Annotated in this window: 17 protein-coding genes; 9 read left to right on the plus strand and 8 right to left on the minus strand. The window is 59.1% G+C overall.

Annotated features, from left to right (window positions below):
• Positions 1–91: 91 nt before the first annotated feature.
• The gene (locus HWX34_RS16475; RefSeq protein ID WP_178973267.1) at positions 92–1,969 is read right to left on the minus strand and encodes a methyl-accepting chemotaxis protein; all 1,878 of its coding nucleotides are present in this window, start codon (positions 1,967–1,969) and stop codon (positions 92–94) included.
• A gap of 558 nt (positions 1,970–2,527) precedes the next feature.
• Here HWX34_RS16475 and HWX34_RS16480 point away from each other — a divergent pair.
• Positions 2,528–4,264 carry an alpha/beta hydrolase gene (locus HWX34_RS16480; RefSeq protein ID WP_218645222.1) on the plus strand — a complete coding sequence of 579 codons (1,737 nt, stop codon included), beginning with the start codon at positions 2,528–2,530 and terminating at the stop codon, positions 4,262–4,264.
• Positions 4,265–4,327: 63 nt separating this feature from the next.
• Here the strand turns inward: HWX34_RS16480 and HWX34_RS16485 are convergent, their stop codons facing one another.
• A complete protein-coding gene (locus HWX34_RS16485) occupies positions 4,328–5,236 on the minus strand; it encodes a lysine exporter LysO family protein (RefSeq protein WP_218645223.1) in 909 nt (302 codons plus the stop codon).
• A gap of 196 nt (positions 5,237–5,432) precedes the next feature.
• On the opposite strand from HWX34_RS16485, the gene HWX34_RS16490 reads away from it, so the two are divergent.
• A complete protein-coding gene (locus HWX34_RS16490) occupies positions 5,433–6,347 on the plus strand; it encodes a LysR family transcriptional regulator (RefSeq protein ID WP_178973268.1) in 915 nt (304 codons plus the stop codon).
• A gap of 191 nt (positions 6,348–6,538) precedes the next feature.
• Positions 6,539–7,153: a DJ-1/PfpI family protein gene (locus tag HWX34_RS16495; RefSeq protein WP_178973269.1), complete on the plus strand. Its 615-nt coding sequence runs from the start codon at positions 6,539–6,541 to the stop codon at positions 7,151–7,153.
• A gap of 68 nt (positions 7,154–7,221) precedes the next feature.
• On the opposite strand, the gene HWX34_RS16500 is transcribed toward HWX34_RS16495, so the two are convergent.
• The 3 genes from HWX34_RS16500 to HWX34_RS16510 all read right to left on the minus strand — a co-directional run bounded on the left by HWX34_RS16500 (position 7,222) and on the right by HWX34_RS16510 (position 9,604).
• Positions 7,222–7,857, minus strand: coding sequence for a glutathione S-transferase family protein (locus HWX34_RS16500; protein WP_178973270.1), 636 nt, complete (start codon positions 7,855–7,857; stop codon positions 7,222–7,224).
• A gap of 71 nt (positions 7,858–7,928) precedes the next feature.
• Complete coding sequence (locus HWX34_RS16505; RefSeq protein WP_178973271.1) at positions 7,929–8,636, minus strand: YafY family protein; 708 nt, start codon at positions 8,634–8,636, stop codon at positions 7,929–7,931.
• Between the two features lie 83 nt (positions 8,637–8,719).
• Positions 8,720–9,604, minus strand: coding sequence for a LysR substrate-binding domain-containing protein (locus tag HWX34_RS16510; RefSeq protein ID WP_178973272.1), 885 nt, complete (start codon positions 9,602–9,604; stop codon positions 8,720–8,722).
• A gap of 106 nt (positions 9,605–9,710) precedes the next feature.
• On the opposite strand from HWX34_RS16510, the gene HWX34_RS16515 reads away from it, so the two are divergent.
• The 3 genes from HWX34_RS16515 to HWX34_RS16525 are packed head-to-tail and all read left to right on the plus strand — an operon-like array spanning position 9,711 to position 11,050.
• Positions 9,711–10,031 (plus strand): carboxymuconolactone decarboxylase family protein, encoded by a 321-nt coding sequence (locus HWX34_RS16515; protein WP_178973273.1) that lies wholly within the window; start codon positions 9,711–9,713, stop codon positions 10,029–10,031.
• Positions 10,032–10,038: 7 nt separating this feature from the next.
• The gene (locus HWX34_RS16520; protein WP_178973274.1) at positions 10,039–10,437 is read left to right on the plus strand and encodes a tautomerase family protein; all 399 of its coding nucleotides are present in this window, start codon (positions 10,039–10,041) and stop codon (positions 10,435–10,437) included.
• A 10-nt stretch (positions 10,438–10,447) separates the two neighbouring features.
• Entirely contained in the window at positions 10,448–11,050 is a 603-nt protein-coding gene (locus tag HWX34_RS16525; protein WP_178973275.1) for a DUF4865 family protein, read from the plus strand.
• Here the strand turns inward: HWX34_RS16525 and HWX34_RS16530 are convergent.
• Together HWX34_RS16530 and HWX34_RS16535 are read right to left on the minus strand one after the other, a co-directional pair.
• Complete coding sequence (locus tag HWX34_RS16530; RefSeq protein ID WP_178973276.1) at positions 11,047–12,309, minus strand: Y-family DNA polymerase; 1,263 nt, start codon at positions 12,307–12,309, stop codon at positions 11,047–11,049. The genes HWX34_RS16525 and HWX34_RS16530 overlap by 4 nt on opposite strands.
• On the minus strand, positions 12,306–12,722 hold the full coding sequence (locus HWX34_RS16535) for a LexA family transcriptional regulator (protein ID WP_178973277.1): 417 nt from the start codon (positions 12,720–12,722) through the stop codon (positions 12,306–12,308). The genes HWX34_RS16530 and HWX34_RS16535 overlap by 4 nt, the downstream gene beginning before the upstream one ends.
• A gap of 103 nt (positions 12,723–12,825) precedes the next feature.
• Here HWX34_RS16535 and HWX34_RS16540 point away from each other — a divergent pair, with 103 nt between their 5' ends.
• Positions 12,826–13,527, plus strand: coding sequence for an SOS response-associated peptidase (locus tag HWX34_RS16540; protein WP_255497264.1), 702 nt, complete (start codon positions 12,826–12,828; stop codon positions 13,525–13,527).
• A 167-nt stretch (positions 13,528–13,694) separates the two neighbouring features.
• On the plus strand, positions 13,695–14,906 hold the full coding sequence (locus tag HWX34_RS16545) for an EAL domain-containing protein (RefSeq protein ID WP_178973278.1): 1,212 nt from the start codon (positions 13,695–13,697) through the stop codon (positions 14,904–14,906).
• 87 nt (positions 14,907–14,993) lie between these two features.
• Here HWX34_RS16545 and HWX34_RS16550 read toward each other — a convergent pair whose 3' ends face one another.
• Complete coding sequence (locus HWX34_RS16550) at positions 14,994–16,046, minus strand: histone deacetylase family protein (RefSeq protein ID WP_178973279.1); 1,053 nt, start codon at positions 16,044–16,046, stop codon at positions 14,994–14,996.
• Positions 16,047–16,166: 120 nt separating this feature from the next.
• Between HWX34_RS16550 and HWX34_RS16555 the strand changes: the two genes are divergently transcribed.
• The gene (locus tag HWX34_RS16555) at positions 16,167–16,649 is read left to right on the plus strand and encodes an Lrp/AsnC family transcriptional regulator (protein ID WP_178973280.1); all 483 of its coding nucleotides are present in this window, start codon (positions 16,167–16,169) and stop codon (positions 16,647–16,649) included.
• Positions 16,650–16,911: the final 262 nt, after the last annotated feature.

Raw genomic sequence — 16,911 nt, forward strand, 5'->3', positions numbered from 1 at the left:
CTGGGGTATAAGGCGGCTTGTTGTACCGAGGGCAAGCCGAGAGGGCGGGAAGGGGCTGGCCGTGAAGTGGCCAGCCCGTACAGCGAAAGACTTATACCTTGAAGCGGCTGAACATCTCGCGCATTTTCGAGGCGGCATCATTCAGGGTGGACAGTGTGTTGTGTACCCCCTGCAAGGATTGGTCGCTGTCGATGATGCGGTTGTTGATGCGTTCCGTGCTTTGCGAAATGGCGGTGGTGGCGTTGTGCTGTTCTTTGGTGGACAGCGAAATCTCGTTCATCTTGCTCACCACCTGCTGCATGGCCTGGCGGATGTCGTCTATCCGTTTTACCGCACCCTGGGTGATTTCCACCCCACCATCCACCGAATTGACCGTCTGCTGCATATTGCTGACAGCCTGACTGGTTTCACTGCGGATGGTGTTGACCATGCTGGTGATTTCCAGTGTGGCTTGCGCCGTGCGCTCGGCCAGTTTGCGCACTTCGTCGGCCACCACGGCAAAGCCGCGGCCCATTTCACCGGCGCGCGCCGCTTCGATGGCGGCATTCAGCGCCAGCAAGTTGGTTTGATCGGCAATGTCCTTGATGACATTGGTAATGCCGGTAATCTGCTGCGAACGGTTGTCCAGGGTTTCCAGAATGCCGGACAAGCCTTTGACTGCATCCACCGTGCGCGCCATTTCGGAAGAAATCTGCTTGATGTCGCTGGCGCTCTGGATGGAAACACCGTCGGTCTGGCTCACCAACTGGTCTGCTTCACGGGTGGATTCGGCAATATGGGCAATACTCACGGTAATTTCCTCCAGCGTGGCGGCATTGCCGCTGAACACGTCGGAAATCTCGCGTGAGTCCTCGGCCACCCGGCGCACGGTGCCACCTGCTTCGTCGACTCCGCTGATCACCCGGTCGGCTTCCTGCTTGACCTGGCGGAACATGTCACGCAGATGCTCGACGAACAGATTGAACGCATGCGCGGTTTCGGCAATTTCATCCTGGCCGGAGACCTCGATGCGGCGGGTGAGGTCGGCTTCGCCACGGGCAATTTCGTTCATGGCCTGATTCAGGTGGCGCAGGCCCTTGAGCATGGAGGCCAGAATCACGCTGGCAATCGGTACCAGCACCAGCAGGGAAACGGCGGCAATGATGACAATGGTCAGCAACAGCTTGTTCAGCGGTTCGCGAATCACGCTGTCGTTCATTACCACGCCCAGCAACCAGTCGGTGCCGGGAATGGCCACCACTTTCACGTATTTGTTGCTGTCTTCCATCTGGATCAGCTGCATGGCATTGCTGCTGGCCAGACTGTTCAGTTGCTCGGCAGAAAGTGTGGGTGCAATGCTGCTGATGGGTTTGAGCGTCAGCTGTTGATTATGGTGGGCGATGATATTGCCGCTTTTGTCCACCAGAAAGGCGTAGCCGTCGCCGCGCAGTTTGATGGACAGTACGGTCTTGACCAGGGCGTCGATGAAAATGTCACCGCCCACCACGGCCTTGAGCGCACCGCCCGAAGACACCGGGGAAACAAAGGTCAGGCACAGCTTGCCGGTGTCAAAGTCCACATAGGGGGCCGACACGGTGGCCTTGCCTGCTGCCACCGCTTGCTGATACCACGGGCGTTTGGCCGGGTCGTAGCCGGGCTTCTGCGCATGGCCATCGGAATAAACAATATGGTGATCGGCAAAACCGACATAGGTCAGCGAGAAACCACCGGCTTCATTGATGCGCGCCAGGGTCGGGACCGGGTCAGGATGGTCGGCCAGCGGATTGCCCGCCACCACGGCGCGCAACTTCTCGTCGTACCAGCTTTTGACAAAAGTGCCATAGCCGTTGGCGGTGCCACTTAATTCGTTTTCCACCCCGGTGACAATGCTGCTGCGCATCTGGTTGTATACCAGCGCGGCAATGCAGGTACTGAGAATAGCCAGCAATATTGCAACAAAGACAATCAGTTTTGTTTTTAACGACCGCATTTTGCACACTCCTTTTATAGTTTTATGTTCCGGCTGACAGGTGCCGTGGGTAGTGTCCACCTGTCTTGTTGCCGGTTGATTGCAGATGGTTAAGGTCCGCTCTGGATAGTATGGATGCTTGTTGCCGGAAAATGAAACATATTTCAAAGTAAAGCTTATTGTTAAGTCTGTTTTCTTTAAGGGTGCTCGGCAATAGATGCATCATTGCCAAGCGATCCATGTAAATGAATGGCCATGTTTTTGCCGAATAGCTAGGTGTTTATTGCAAAAATAGGCTGGGCTGGCATTTATTGTCGATATCTTCAAACAGGCGGACGGACGCTGAATAAGACGACTTGTTCTGGCCGCATGGCGTGGGCCCGTTACATCCAGAGAGCTAGTGAATTGCCATTACACAACAAAAACCGGAAGGTCAGCTGTGCATTTGTTGCGTGTTATCCGGCCTTATTGGCAGCAACTCCCGTTTTATATCAAACAAAGCAGGCAAAGGCATGAGCAAGCCGGATGGGTGGGCTATGCTAGCTGAGTCATTCAAGCTACATGCTCCGGGAGAGGTTCATGACTAAGCCAGCAACGGAAAATACTTGGTTTATCGATTCATTCCAGAATGTGCAGCATTTTGTGCATGTGCTGGAAAACATCTTCGATCCATTTGGCATGAGTAAATCGGCCATGCACACCCAGTTGGCCTGGTTGTGCCATCCCGCCCTGCTGGCCGAATCCAATGTCCGGCTGGCGCAAAAACTGTTCAATTTGCAGCAGTATGCCGCCAGGCGTTGCCTGGGTGTGAAAGGTCCGGATGTAGAGCTGCCTCATCCGGAAGATACCCGTTTTGTGGAGGCAGAGTGGTCGGATACGGCCAGCTTTGATATCGCCAAACAGTGGTATCTGATTCTGACCCATCATTTGCAGGACATGTTGTACGCAACCCCCGGCCAGTCGGCGCGCGCCACCCGGCAGGCGGCGTTCTGGAGCCGTAACTGGCTCAATGCCATGGCACCCAGCAATTTCTTCTGGAGTAATCCGGTGGCCATGCGCCGGGCAGCCGAAACCAATGGCGAAAGCCTGCGGCTGGGCTGGCAAAACTTTCTGGAGGATGCGCGCCAGGGCACGGTGCGCATGAGCAGTACCGATGAATTCAAAGTCGGGGAGAATCTGGGCACTACGCCGGGCAAGGTGGTGTTCCGCAATGATTTGTTCGAGCTGATTCATTACACCCCCACCGTCAAGGCGGTACATCAGGTGCCGGTGGTGATCGTGCCGCCTTGTATCAACAAGTTTTACGTGCTGGACCTCACCCCTAAAAAGAGCATGATCCGCTATCTGCTGGAGCAGGGGCTGGACACTTATATCATCAGCTGGCGCAATCCGGGTGCCGACCAGGCCGGCACCACCTTCGACCAATACTTGCAGGACGGGCTGGATCAGGCATTCCGGGTGGCAAGTGCCTTGTCCGGTCAGCCGCAGGTCAATGCAGTGGGCTACTGCATTGGCGGGGCCATGCTGGCCACCTGGCTGGCATGGAGCAGCCAGCACTACGCCGATGGCGATAACCCGGTGGCCAGCGCCACCTTCTTTGCCACGCTGGTGGACTACCACAGCCCGGGCGATATCGAGGTATTCATCGACCCGGCCACACTGGACTGGCTGGATGGAAAGATGGCCGAAACCGGCTATCTGGATGGCAAGGACATGGCCATGTCTTTTCGCATGCTGCGTCCCAACAGCCTGATCTGGCACTACGTGGTGCATGGCTGGCTGTACGGTGAAAAACCCTCTGCCTTCGATGTGCTGTACTGGAATATGGATACCACGCGCATGCCGGCAGCCATGCATTCCTGGTATCTGCGCCAGTTCTACCAGCACAATAATCTGATCAAGCCCAATGCGCTGACCGTGGCCGGTCATTCCATCAATCTGGAAAACATCCGCCAGCCGGTGTACGCCGTGGCCGCCGAGGATGACCATATCGCACCGTGGAAGCAATCCTTCCGGCTCAATCACTTCCTGGCTGGCGACAAGCGCTTCGTGCTGTCCACCTCCGGCCACATCCTGGGTATCGTCAACCCGCCGGTCAATCCGCCCAAGCGCGCCTTCTGGGTGGCCCCGGTCGAGCGCCACCAAAGCCCGGAACACTGGAAGCAGACTGCCGAACATCATCAGGGCAGCTGGTGGGATGACTGGATGCAATGGCTGAAACCACGCTCGGGTGCGCTGGGCAAGGCACCATCGGTCAGCAGCCGACAGTACCCGGCACTGGCTGATGCACCAGGCAGTTATGTGCTGGAGAAATGAGCGACCCTCATCTTCCGGTGCAGCCACATCGTCGCCCGCCGTGAGGGTGGGCGGCCAGATGTGCTAGGCCAGCGAAATCATGATCAGCACCGGGCTCACCAGCGTCAGCACAAAGCCGCTGATCAGGGCCAGCGTTACGTGGTGGGTGCCGCATTTCTGCCGGATCAAGGGCAGGGTGGCATCCAGTGCGGTGGCACCGCAAATGCCGATGGCCTCTCTGCTGAAGCGCGCGCCCAGCAGGTACAACATGGCAATGGCCATCAGTTCGCGAAACAGGTCGGTCATCATGGCAATGGCACCATAGCTGCTGCCCAGCTTGCTGCTCACCAGAATGCTGGACAGGGTAACCCAGCCAAAACCGCTGGACAGCGCCAGTGAAGTCCACACACTCTCGCCGGTAAATGCGGCCGCTGCCATGCCTCCGGCCAGTGAACCGATGATTACCAGTAAGGGCAGCACCATCACTTCGGGTTTGCGCCAGGCACTGCCCAGTTTCAGCTCCGCCAGGTCGATGCCAACCAGCACAATCAGCAGGTACAGCAATTGACTGGTGCTGATGGCATCCAGCCAGCCCAGCTGAAACCGGGAGGCCATGGCCCCCATGCCCACCATGCTCAAGGCCAGCAGGCAGTCGCGCAGTGCATGCAGAAACTGCGTGCCGGGCGGCCGCTCTGCCGGCTGGCTATGGTTGTTGCTACGTGGCTGGCGCATGCACAGCACGATCAGCCCCCAGGGCAGCAAGCTGGTGAAGGAGGCGAAGATCAGTGCCGTGCCCAGGGTTTTGCCCAGCACGCCACCATCACTCAGCACCGTACCGAAGCCCTTGCCGCAAAAGAACAGCAGCAGCCAGATCAGCGGCGTCAACAGGCGGGCACAGTGCCGGGTATGGCGCTGCGGTAGCAACAGGCCAATGCCGTAGCCACACAGCAGCGCCAGCAAGATGGGGAAGATGGAGGCCAGAATCAGTTGCATGGCGGGCTCATTTCAAGGCGGGGCAGAGGTGTAAACATGATCGCTTGTTCATGGTGATTGCTATGCGCTGTCGGCTTGCTTGGCGCCGTAAGCCGTCAGTATCACCAATTGCTGAATTCTCAGGAATGGATGAAACAAGCTTTTTGAATTCCCAAAACAGGAATAAGCTACCCGGTATCACGATGGGGGCGGATGCATGCTGAATCGACTGGAAATGCTGCGTATCTTTTGTACCGCGGCGGAAGCACGCAATTTCAAGGAGGCCGCGCAGCAACTGGGCATTTCGCCACAAGTGGTGACGCGCGCCATTCAGGAACTGGAAAGCCAGTTCGGCGAGCTATTGTTCCACCGCAATACCCGCCAGTGCCGGGTTACCCGCGAAGGTGAGCGTCTGGCACATATCGCCAGGCAAGGCGTGGAAGGGATTGATTGCCTGTTCCGCCGGGCAGAAGCCAATGCGGCCCAGCAGGTGGAAGGCACGGTACGCCTGACCGCGCCGGAGGCCATCGGCCAGACCAGCCTGGTGCACAGCCTGGCGCGTTTGCGTCAGCAGTATCCCGGCCTGCATTTCGAACTGCATCTGGAAGATGATGAAACCGATGTGGTGGATGAGCAGATTGATATCGGCATCCGCCACGGGTTGATTCGGGACAGCCGCTTTGTGGCGCGGCAAGTGGCCGAGGTGCCGTTCTTCATGGTGGCTGCCCCCGCCTTGCTGGCACGGTGCGGGGTGCCACGCACGCTGAAGGACTTACAGCAACAGCCGGTGGTCGGCACCATAGACCAGCGCACCGGCAAGCCGTGGCCCTGGTTTTTCCGTCAGGAGTCGCAGTGGATTCCGCAGGAACTGGCCTTCATCAGCAACAGTACCCAGGCCGAGTGTGCCGCGGTATTGGCAGGCTTTGGCTTTGCCCAGATGCCCGGCTTTGTCGCCATTCCCCACCTGCGTAGCGGCGATCTGGTAGAGGTGCTGCCAGAACTGGCACCCACGCCCTGGGCGCTGAGTGTGTACCGGCCGCAGCGCAGCCCGGTTCCGGCGCGGGTCCGCGTGGTATACGACTGCTTGGTCAGTGACTTTTCCAATGCTGCGTTTTTCCCGCTTCTCCCCTGAGACGCATGCCAGTCTGGTAGCGGGCCGCGTCGCAGTATGGATAAACCGGCTAGCTGCTTGATCGTGCTTGTCTGGTGGTGCTTGCTATCCTGCTTTGGTGGTGGCCGGTATGCATGCCAATTTTTTGCTTGTGCGGCTGATTCAGCATAGGCTGGCATGTCACCATCACAACGGACAATCGAGGCCGGGCCATGCACATCGCCATTCTTACCTTCGACGGCTACAACGAGCTGGATTCCCTGATTGCCTTTGGCATCCTCAACCGCATCAAGAAGCCGGACTGGCGGGTATCCATTGCCAGCCCGACATCCCGGGTGACGTCCATGAATGGCATGGTGCTGGAGTCGCACATCCCGCTTGCCCAAGCCTGTGAGGCGGATGCCGTGATTGTTGGCAGCGGCCTGAAAACGCGGGATGTGGTGGCCGATGAAACGCTGATGGCACAGCTGCAGTTTGACCCCTCGCGCCAGCTGCTGGCGGGCCAATGCTCGGGCACGCTGATACTGGCCAGGCTTGGACTGTTACACGATATCCCGGCCTGTACCGACCTCATCACCAAGCCCTGGGTGCAGGAAGCAGGTGTCAGCGTGTTGAACCAGCCATTTTTTGCCCGAGACAATGTGGCAACGGCAGGCGGCTGCCTGGCCTCGCAATATCTGGCTTTCTGGCTGATTGCCAGGCTTGAAGGCCTGCAGGCCGCGCAGGAGGCATTGCATTACGTGGCACCGGTGGGTGAGAAAGAGGAATACCTGGCACGGGCCCTGCAGCATGTGTCGCCCTACCTGAACGCGACTCCCTCAGCCTGACCAACCGTGATGGCGTGTTTGCTGCTGGCCCTGCGCGTCATCATTCTGCCGCACAGCACCTGCAGTACTCACTCAGCCTGCACGCTGGTGCTGTGCCCGGTTTGCTGCCAGCAGTCCAGCGCCTGGATCTGGTCAAACCAGCGGACAACTTCCCCAAACTCTTTGAGCGGCAGGCGGGCCTGCTGCCAGTCGGCCAGCGGCGCGGCAATGGCCAGATCGGCCAGCGATGGCTGTTGGCCGCATAGCCACTCCCGTCCGGCAAGGTGCTGATCGAGGATCTGCCCGGCGGCGACAAACCCGGCTTCCGCCCGTTCTACTTCCACCGCGCTGGCCGGGCCTTGCCCGGCCATGTGCTTGATTACGTGTTCCCAGTTAAGGCTGCTGATGGGCGGCATCCAGTGCTGGGCACACCAGAACATCCAGCGGCTGACATCTGCCCGTTCGCGTGCACTGGCTGCATGCAGGGATTGATCCGCCGCCTGCTCTGCCAGGTACTGCATGATGGCGTAAGACTCCCACAGCACATGGCCATTGTCTTCCAGTACGGGGACCTGATGATTCGGGTTCAGCTGCAGGAAAGCGGGGGTGTTCTGCTCGCCGCCAAACAAATCAACTTCTATCAGTTCAAGCGGCACACCAAGCTGCCGGGCCACAAGCAGTACACGACGGCTGCAAGACGAAAGAGGATGGTAATAAAGACGCATGGCACACACTCCGCTGGTTGATCTCGAGTGATGCCATTGTCACCGCAGCCACTGACAGTTTTTGTCAGTAGTCAGCGGTGCTTACTGTTTTTGGTCTGTCGGGCGGCATCGGCTGCGCGCCATGCTTTCAGCAGTTCCTGCTTTCTGTGCGGGTAGCGTTCCGTACCGGCGCGCAGGGCAAAGATGCGGCCTGTCCGGAAATGACGGAAATCCTGCCGTGTTTCACACCATGCAGCCAGCATGCGGACATGGTCGAAATAGCCCAAGGCCAGTGGCCAGATGGTGCGCTGCGTGACGTGGCCCTGTACATCACAGTAGTCGATGCCCAGTTTGTATCCACTGCGTATGGCCTGACGGATGATGGACACATCCACTGCATCGGCTTCTGTCTGTGAGGGGGAGGCCACCAGCAGCGAACTGTTATCCAGACTGTGGCGTAATTCCGCTGGCAGCACCGCGGAAATCTTGGCCAGCGCATGTTGGGCGGCACGGCCCAGTTGGGTGTCGGTGCGTTTGGCCACCCATTGCGAGCCCAGCACCAGTGCTTCGATTTCCTCCGCACTGAACATCAAGGGCGGCAGCATGAAGCCGGGGCGCAACACATAGCCCAGGCCGGGTTCGCCTTCAATATGCGCGCCTTGTGCCTGCAGGGTGGCGATGTCCCGGTACAGCGTGCGCAGGCTGATGCCCAGCTCAGCGGCGAGGCTGGCCCCGCTCACCGGGAAGCGGTGTTGCCGCAGGGCTTGCAGCAGGGTGAACAATCTTTCGGTACGCGCCATGAAACTGTTGTCTGGTGATAAGCACGCAGCGATCTTGCCACATCGGCCAGGGCCGCATGCATGCATTTGCGTGAAAACGGCAGTCAGGTAGCGCGCAAACCATGCAGATAGTCCTGCAAGGCCTGGCTGACGATGTCTGACAAGCGTTCACAGCCGACAGCGGCGGCGGATTCGGCGCGGTACAACATGAGCCGGATGTCTGGCAGTGCAGGCAGGTCCTGCCGTATTTGCAGCGTATCCGGTACGCCGACCGGGGTGCGCACCGTCACACCCAGCCCGGCGGCAACGGCTGCCCATATCCCGCTCAGGCTGCTGCTACTAAAGGACTGCCGCCAGGCCAGATTGGCCTGTTCCAGTGCGGCACAGGCAGCGGCCCGCATTAGGCAGGGGGCTTCAAAGGCCACCAGCGGCAGGGTGCTGTCCGCCGGGTATGGCCACGGGTTGGCCTTGCTGTCTATCCAGCACAGCGGCAGCGTGCCCATCACCTGTTGATATGGCCAGGGCTGGCCACCATCCCAGGCCAGGGCCAGATCAAGCTCGCCCTTGGCCAGGCCATCCAGCAGTTGTTGATTACGCGCCACTTTTACCTCCAGCCGGAACTGCGGATGGGCGCGGGAAAACTGCCCCAGAATGGCGGGAAGCAGGGATTCGCCAAAGTCTTCCTGCATGCCGAAACGTATCCAGTCTTGTTCCAGCCCGCTGCCTTGCACTGCCTGCACCGCCTCGTCATTCAGCGCCAGCAGTCGGCGGGCATAGGCCAGCATGACTTCCCCGGCGGGTGTCAGTACCAGGCCTCGGCCTGCCTTGCGCGTCAAGGGTTGGCCGGCTTGTTCTTCCAGCTTTTTCAGCTGGGCGCTGATGGCGGAAGTGGAGCGGTTCATACGCTGCGCGGCCATGGCGAAGCTGCCCATTTCCACACCGGTCACAAAGCTGCGCAGCACATCCAGGTCCAGGCTGAGACGACTCATGGCTATAGTCCCAAAAAATTGAATAATCAGGAAAAAACATTTTGATTATCAAAATTATTCTGACTGCTTAAGCTGGGTGTTGTCAAAAACGACAGGGAAATCAGGCATGACCACCTCTTCTTCACACAGCATGCAGAACATGGCGGCCGAAGCTGCCAAGCTGGCTGACATCACTCAATCGCTCCTGTTTGGCGACATCTGGCAACGCCCCGGGCTGAGCCCGCGTGAGCGCAGCATTGCCACGGTTGCCGCGCTCACCGCGCTATACCGTCTGGAACAGCTGCCGTTTCATGTGCAGCTGGCCATGGACAACGGCATAAGCCGGGCCGAACTGGGCGAGCTCATGACTCATCTGGCCTTTTATGCCGGCTGGCCTGCCGCAGCATCAGCGGTGGATGTGCTGGCGGCCATCCCGCACGGAAAGTGAGCCTGCCATGCCTTATGTCCGTATCGCACTGGCTGCCGGCAAGCCGGAATCCTGGCTCAAGGCCATTTCGCACAGCCTGCAACAGGCACTGGAAGAAAGTTTCGAGGTGCCGGCCGGTGACTGTTTTCAGGTGTTCCAGCAATGTGGGGCTGGCGAGCTGGTGTTTGACCGGGAGTATCTTGCCACTGCCGGTGCGCGCAGCGCGGACTTCACCCTGTTCCACATTACCGCCGGGCGGGCGCGCAGCACGGCGTGCAAGCGCGCTTTTTTTGCCCGGCTGGCAGAGCGGCTGGAGGTCAGCCCCGGCCTGCGCCAGCAAGACATCATGGTGGTGATCACCACCACCGGGCTGGAGGACTGGTCATTTGGCAATGGCAAGTCTGCACTGCCTGAATGCGACAGCTAGGAGATACATCATGCTTGCCATGCAATACCGTTTTGTCCTGCCTGCCGACTACGATATGGCCATCATCCGGCAGCGCATCCGTGAACGCGGCCATCTGCTGGATGGCTTTCCTCATCTGGAATGGAAAGCCTACCTCTGGAGCGAGCAAGATGTCCGGCAGCCGGGCAGCGTCAATGCCTATGCGCCGCTCTACCTGTGGCGGGATAACGAGGGCATCAACCGTTTTCTCTCCAGTCCCGGTTTCAAGGCACTGTGTGCCGACTTTGGTAGGCCGCATGTCGATGTCTGGCAGGTCTGGGATAGCATCGGGAGCAATGCCATGCCCACCGCCAGCGTGTGCCATTGTCAGACGCAAGCCATTTTGCCCGGTCAGCCGCTTGACGCCTTGCTCCAGCAGGAGCAGGAGCGTGCCAGCCGTTTGCAGCAGCAAGGTGCGCTGTCGGTGCTGACCGCGTACGACCCTGGGCAATGGCAACTGCTGCGGGTATCGGCTTGGCGTTGCGAACAGGACTTCTGGCAGCAGGAGATGGATGGCACCTGTTACCGGATTGGCTATGTGGCGACCGGCGCCGGAGGCGCAATGCAAACGCGGGGTGGGCTTGGCGGTGCTTAACGCAGCTGCACGATATCGCCCACGCGGGTGGTATAGCAGGGGGATTTCTTTTCCTGCTTCATTCGCCAGTCCTCGGTCAGGCCTTCGGCTCCCAGCTTGATGGTTCCGCTGCCAAAGTCGCGGTTGAGCTTGTCGATGGCGGCCATCAGCCGGCTGCGTTTCGGGTCGGGCAGGGGGCTGAACATATCCTGCTGCTGGCGGGTGGCCGGGCCGATGTCCATCAGGATGACCCCGGCCTTGTGGTAGCTGAACTCCTTGCGCCAGATGGCGCGCAGCGCAGCCTGGGCGGCCTGGTTGAGCAGCAGGGTGTCGGCACTGGGGTGCACCAGCGGCACGCAAGTGTAGCCGTGGTACTGGCCCAGGTCGCGAAACGGATTGGTGCGGATGCTGACGCCGATCAGCCCGGCTGCGCAGCCCTGGGCACGCAGCTTTTCCGCGGCGCGGGCCACGTGGTGGCTGATGCTGGCCGACAGCGAGGGCAGGTCGCGCACCAGACGGCTGAAGCTGCGGCTGGAGATGATTTGCTGCTTGGCCGGGGCCACGTCTTCCAGCGCCAGGCAGGCCACGCCGTTCAGCTCGGCCACCGTGCGTTCCACCACCACATTGAACTTGCGTTTGATATGGCGCGGGTCGGCCTGTTTCAGATCCAAAGCACTGTGGATATTCATCAGGGTCAGCTTTTCGGCAATGCGGCGGCCGATGCCCCACACTTCACCCACCGCAAATTCGGCCAGCAACCGGTCGGCTTCACGCGGGTTCAGCCAGTCCCATTCAAACACGCCGTTCCACTCTGGCCGCTTTTTGGCCACGTGGTTGGCCAGTTTGGCCAGCGTCTTGCTGCTGCCCATGCCCACGCAGGTGGGAATGCCCAGGCCCTGCCATACCGCCTGGCGGATGCGGTGGCCGTGGCTGTCCAGGTCCGTGATGCCTGTTACATCGAGAAAGCATTCGTCGATGCTGTAGATCTCCTGCACCGGGGCAAAGCGCGACAGCACATTCATCATACGGCGCGACATGTCACCGTACAGCGCGTAATTGCTGGAAAACACGGTCACGCGGTGTTTGCGGCATAGCTGCTGCACCTGATAAAAGGGCAGGAAGGCCGGAATGCCCAGCGCCTTGGCCTCAGCCGAACGGGCCACCACGCAACCATCGTTATTGGACAGCACGATGATGGGCCGACCGGCAAGGTCGGGTCGGAACACCCGCTCGCAGCTGGCGTAAAAGCTGTTGCCATCCACCAGCGCAAAGGTGCTCATACCAGCCGCCGTACCACGGCAATCACCACCCCCCATATCTGCAAGGTGTAATCGCCTTCGGCCGGAATCAGCGGATAGCCGGGCGCATCGGCCAGCAGCGCCAGCATGCCTTGCTGCTTGTGCAGGCGGCGCAGCACAAAGCCGTCCTCATGCGCGGCCACTACCACATTGCCATGCACTGGCGCGCGCGCCTTGTCGATCAGCACATAGTCGCCCTTGAAAATGCCGTGGATGGCATCGTTGCTGGCCATCATCAGGAAGGTGCAGTCCGGGTCGTCCACCAGCAGGGTGTTGAGGTTGATATTGTCCTGTACGTAGTCGTCGGCCGGGCTGGGGAAACCGGCACGCACGCTGCTGGCCACCAGCGGGATACGCAGCGGGCTGGAGCGGGACAGGGGGATGGGGTGGTGCATGGCTACTGCTCTATATGATTGTGTACAAAATCAAATATAGCAGAAAGTCTGCAGGATGGTGAGGGGATTTCGCAGTGGATAATATGATGAGACGAGCTTGGCAATGCCGGGCCAGGCGGCATACCATGCCGCCATGTGCGTCAATTTCATGCCCCCCAACCCGCGCCAGCTGGCGAGCCATTTCCATTTACAGGCAGGTGACCTGCTGTGGCCGGAGGAGTGCTGGCAAGACTACCTGGCGCCCATCATCATCAAAGACCGCCACGGCGAGGCGGTGCCGCTGCTGGCCAGCTACGGCATGGTGCCCAAACGCCACCAGCCGCCCGGAGTGCGCATCAGCACCATGAACGCCCGGGCGGAAACGGTGGGCGAACTGTTCAACTACCGCCGCGCCTGGCAGCAGCAAAGCTTGTGCCTGGTGCCGATGCAGCACTTTTACGAGCCGTGTTATGCATCCGGCCGCGCCGAGCGTTGGCAGATCGGCATGGCCGACGGCAGCCCGTTTGCCGTGGCAGGCCTGTGGCGCGCCTGGTCCGAGCCGGATGGCAGCATCAGCCACGCCTTTACCCAGATCACCATCAACGCAGACCACCATCCGCTGATGCAGCGCATGCACCGGCCGGGCGATGAAAAGCGCTCGCTGGTGATTGTGCCGCCGGATCAGTACATGCACTGGCTGAACTGCTCCAACCCCGAACAGGCACGCAGCTTTCTCACTCACTACCCCGCCGAACTGATGACCGCCACCCCCGCACCGCTCAAGCCCAAGGAGGCTGTGCCGGAGCAGGGCAGTTTGTTTGATTGAGTCTGGTCTGGCGCGGGATGTTGGCCAAAGCGGCTTTGCGAAGGCGAGGGCGCGCCCGACAGGATGGTCTTGCCGTTGGTTTGGCATGAATTGCAAACCGGCGTGGCATTACTGACAACAGATTCTATACTGCTGCATGATAAGACATTGGCATTGCAAGGATTATCATGGAAGCCAACTACGCCACGGTCGATGAGACGATCAGCGCAACACTCCATTCAGTTCGAACATTGCTGGGAATGCAATTCGCCTTCATTGCCGAGTTCAAGGATGGCCGACGGGTGTTCCGCTTTGTCGATAGAGCGGCAGATGCCCCGCCCATTCTATGTACCGGAGGCTCGGACTTACTGGAGGACAGCTACTGCCAGCGCGTGGTGGATGGGCGCTTGCCCGAGTTGATGCAGGATGCCCGGCAAAACCCGGAAGCCTTGACCTTGCCGGTGACGATGGCACTGCCGGTCGGGGCTCACTTGAGTGTTCCCCTTCGTTTCAGCAACGGCTTTGTTTATGGCACCTTCTGCTGCTTTTCCTTATTTCCGGATGTGACGCTGAACAGTCGTGACATACGTACTTTGCGGCTGTTTGCCGAAATGACCGGCAAGTTGATGGAGCAGCAACTGGAGCGCAATCACAGCCATCAGTTGATTGTCCAGCGCCTGCAAGAGGTGATGAGCGCGGGAGAATACAATATTGTCTACCAACCCATCGTGCAGCTTGCCCGGCACGAAATCATTGGTTACGAGGCGCTGACGCGTTTTTCTGGCGAACCTGTCCGCACGCCGGACGTATGGTTCAATGAGGCCGCCGAGGTCAATCTGCAGGAAGAGCTGGAGCTGGTCACCATCAGCAAGGCATTGCAGGGATTAACGCATTTGCCGGGTGATACTTACCTGTCACTCAATGCCTCGCCCGCCACCATTGTAAAACCATCGCTGACCAGGCTGCTGGCCGGCTACCCTCTGGACCGCCTGATGCTGGAGGTGACCGAGCATACTTCGGTCGACGATTATGCCCGGATGATCGAGGCCATCCGGCCGCTCAGGGCGTGTGGCATGAAACTGGCAGTGGACGACGCCGGTGCAGGCTATGCCAGTTTTCGCCATATCCTCAAATTACAACCAGACATCATCAAGCTGGATATCAGCTTGATCCGCCAAATAGACAGCCACACCGAGTGCAGGGCCCTGGCTGGCGCACTCATCCGGTTTGCCGAGGAAACGGGTAGCAAGGTGGTTGCCGAAGGTGTTGAAACCGTCGAGGAGCTGCAAGCCCTGCGCAAACTGGAGGTCAATAATGCACAAGGCTATCTGCTGGGACGACCAGCTTCGCTCGACGCCTTGCCAACCCGGCCCGCCTGCACGGTGATGCAGGGCGGCTGACAACATGGCGCAGCGTCCCTGGGCAAGGCACGCTGACGCCGACAGTACCGGGGGGTGGCAAGGCGGCCAACGCAGCACAGGTTTTTGTTAGCGGCCCCTGGCTGTGGCGCTGTGACTATCTGTATAGCCTTGCAAGACGTTGACGGCATTGATGCCGATCTCGTCCACCATATAGCCGCCTTCCATCACAAACAGGGTAGGTGCACCGATGGTGGCAATGGCAGCGCCGATGCCGAAAAAGTCATGGCTGGTCAGCCTGAAATGGCTGATCGGATCGTTTTCATAGGTATCCACCCCCAGCGAAATCACCAGGCTATCCGGCCGGTATGCCTTGATACGCTTGCAGGCATCCTCCAGTGCGATGGCATAGCCATGCCAGTCGGTGCCATGGGGAAGAGGGTAATTCAGATTGAAACCTTGTCCCGCACCGCTACCGGTTTCGTCACGATGGCCAGAGAAATACGGATAGGAGCGGCGTGGATCGCCGTGTAATGAAACGAACAGTACGTCCGGGCGCTGGTAGAAAATGCTCTGCGTACCGTTACCGTGGTGAAAGTCCACATCCAGAATGGCCACGCGTTTGCCGCCTTGGTCCAGGCAGGACTGCGCGGCAATCGCCGCGTTGTTCAGATAGCAGTAACCACCCATGTATTCGGCCGCCGCATGATGACCAGGCGGACGGCACAATGCAAAAGCACTGTCATTGCCCTGTAGCAAGTGGTCCATGCCATTGAGTGCGGTGTCGGCACTGCGACGTACGGCTTGCCATGTGCCTGCGGTAATTGCCACACCGGCATCCATGGCATAAAAGCCCAATTTGCCGTCGATATGCTCGGGCTCGATGTCACTGCGCAGGTCGCGCACGGGCCAGATCAGTGGCAAGGCATCATGCTGATGCCCCAGCGCCCTCCATTCCTGCCAGGCAGATTCAAGAAAATTCACATAGCGTTCGCTGTGCACCCGCGCATAGCGTTCCTTGCCGTAGTGGGCCGGAATGGCGGTTTCACCCAGGCCTGTCTGGCGTACCCGGGCCAGAACGGTATCTGCTCTGTGCGGGAGTTCAAAACAGGGGGAGACCTTGCCGTCTTTCAGTTCAGAGGCATGGTGCAAGTGATGATCAGGGTTATGGAAAGTAAGCATATTGGCATTCCGTGGCTATTGTCCTGATGCACATTATGCAGATTGCCGAAAGTAATTTTTTTGCTTTTCTTGTGCATGAATAGGCAATATGAGAAAAGAAAAATGACTTAATGGTGCGTGATGAGAAAAAACATACCCCATTCCGGATTGGATGCAGTAGACCTTTCCATCCTGAAGCATTTGCAGACTGACGGCTCAATGTCCACCCCGAAACTGGCCGAGCAGCTGTCGCTCAGTGTTTCGCCTTGCTGGCGGCGGCTGAAGCGGCTGGAAGCGGAAGGCTATATCCGGGATTACCAGGCCAATCTTGACCGGCGCAAGATGGGACTGGATGTCATGGCTTTTGTCAGCCTTAGCTTTGGCAATGTCGGAGACAAGCAGCCGAATCAGTTCGAGGCACTGATTCGCGATCATGCGCAGGTCTTGTCTTGCCACAAAATTACCGGTGAAGCGGACTATTTGCTGGTGGTGCTGGCGCGCGATCTGGATGATTACAGCAATTTTGTCGAGCAGTTGCGTGCGGTTCCCGGGATCAGTTCAATCCACTCAAACCTGGCCTTGAAAGAAGTAAAGTTCAACTCGCGGATTCCCCTGGATATGTAGTGCCCAGGCGCGGGAGACTTCACTCGGGGTGTCATTGGCAGGCATGGCCGGGCTGGTACCGGCAGGGCTTTATCAGCCCATCTCTTCAACTCATCTCTTGCGCGCTTTCCAGAATGACCCGGCGCAACCATTCTATGCCTGGATCATTCGTGCGATAGCGATGCCACTGCATCATCTGGTGCATCTGCGCCAGCGGCAGCGGACTTTCCTTCAACACCACCGGTAGCTGTGGTGCCAGCTTGTGCGCCAGGCGACTGTGTAC

Origin of the sequence: Aquitalea sp. LB_tupeE (genome assembly GCF_013391415.1) — a bacterium.
Taxonomy (GTDB): Bacteria; Pseudomonadota; Gammaproteobacteria; order Burkholderiales; family Chromobacteriaceae; genus Aquitalea.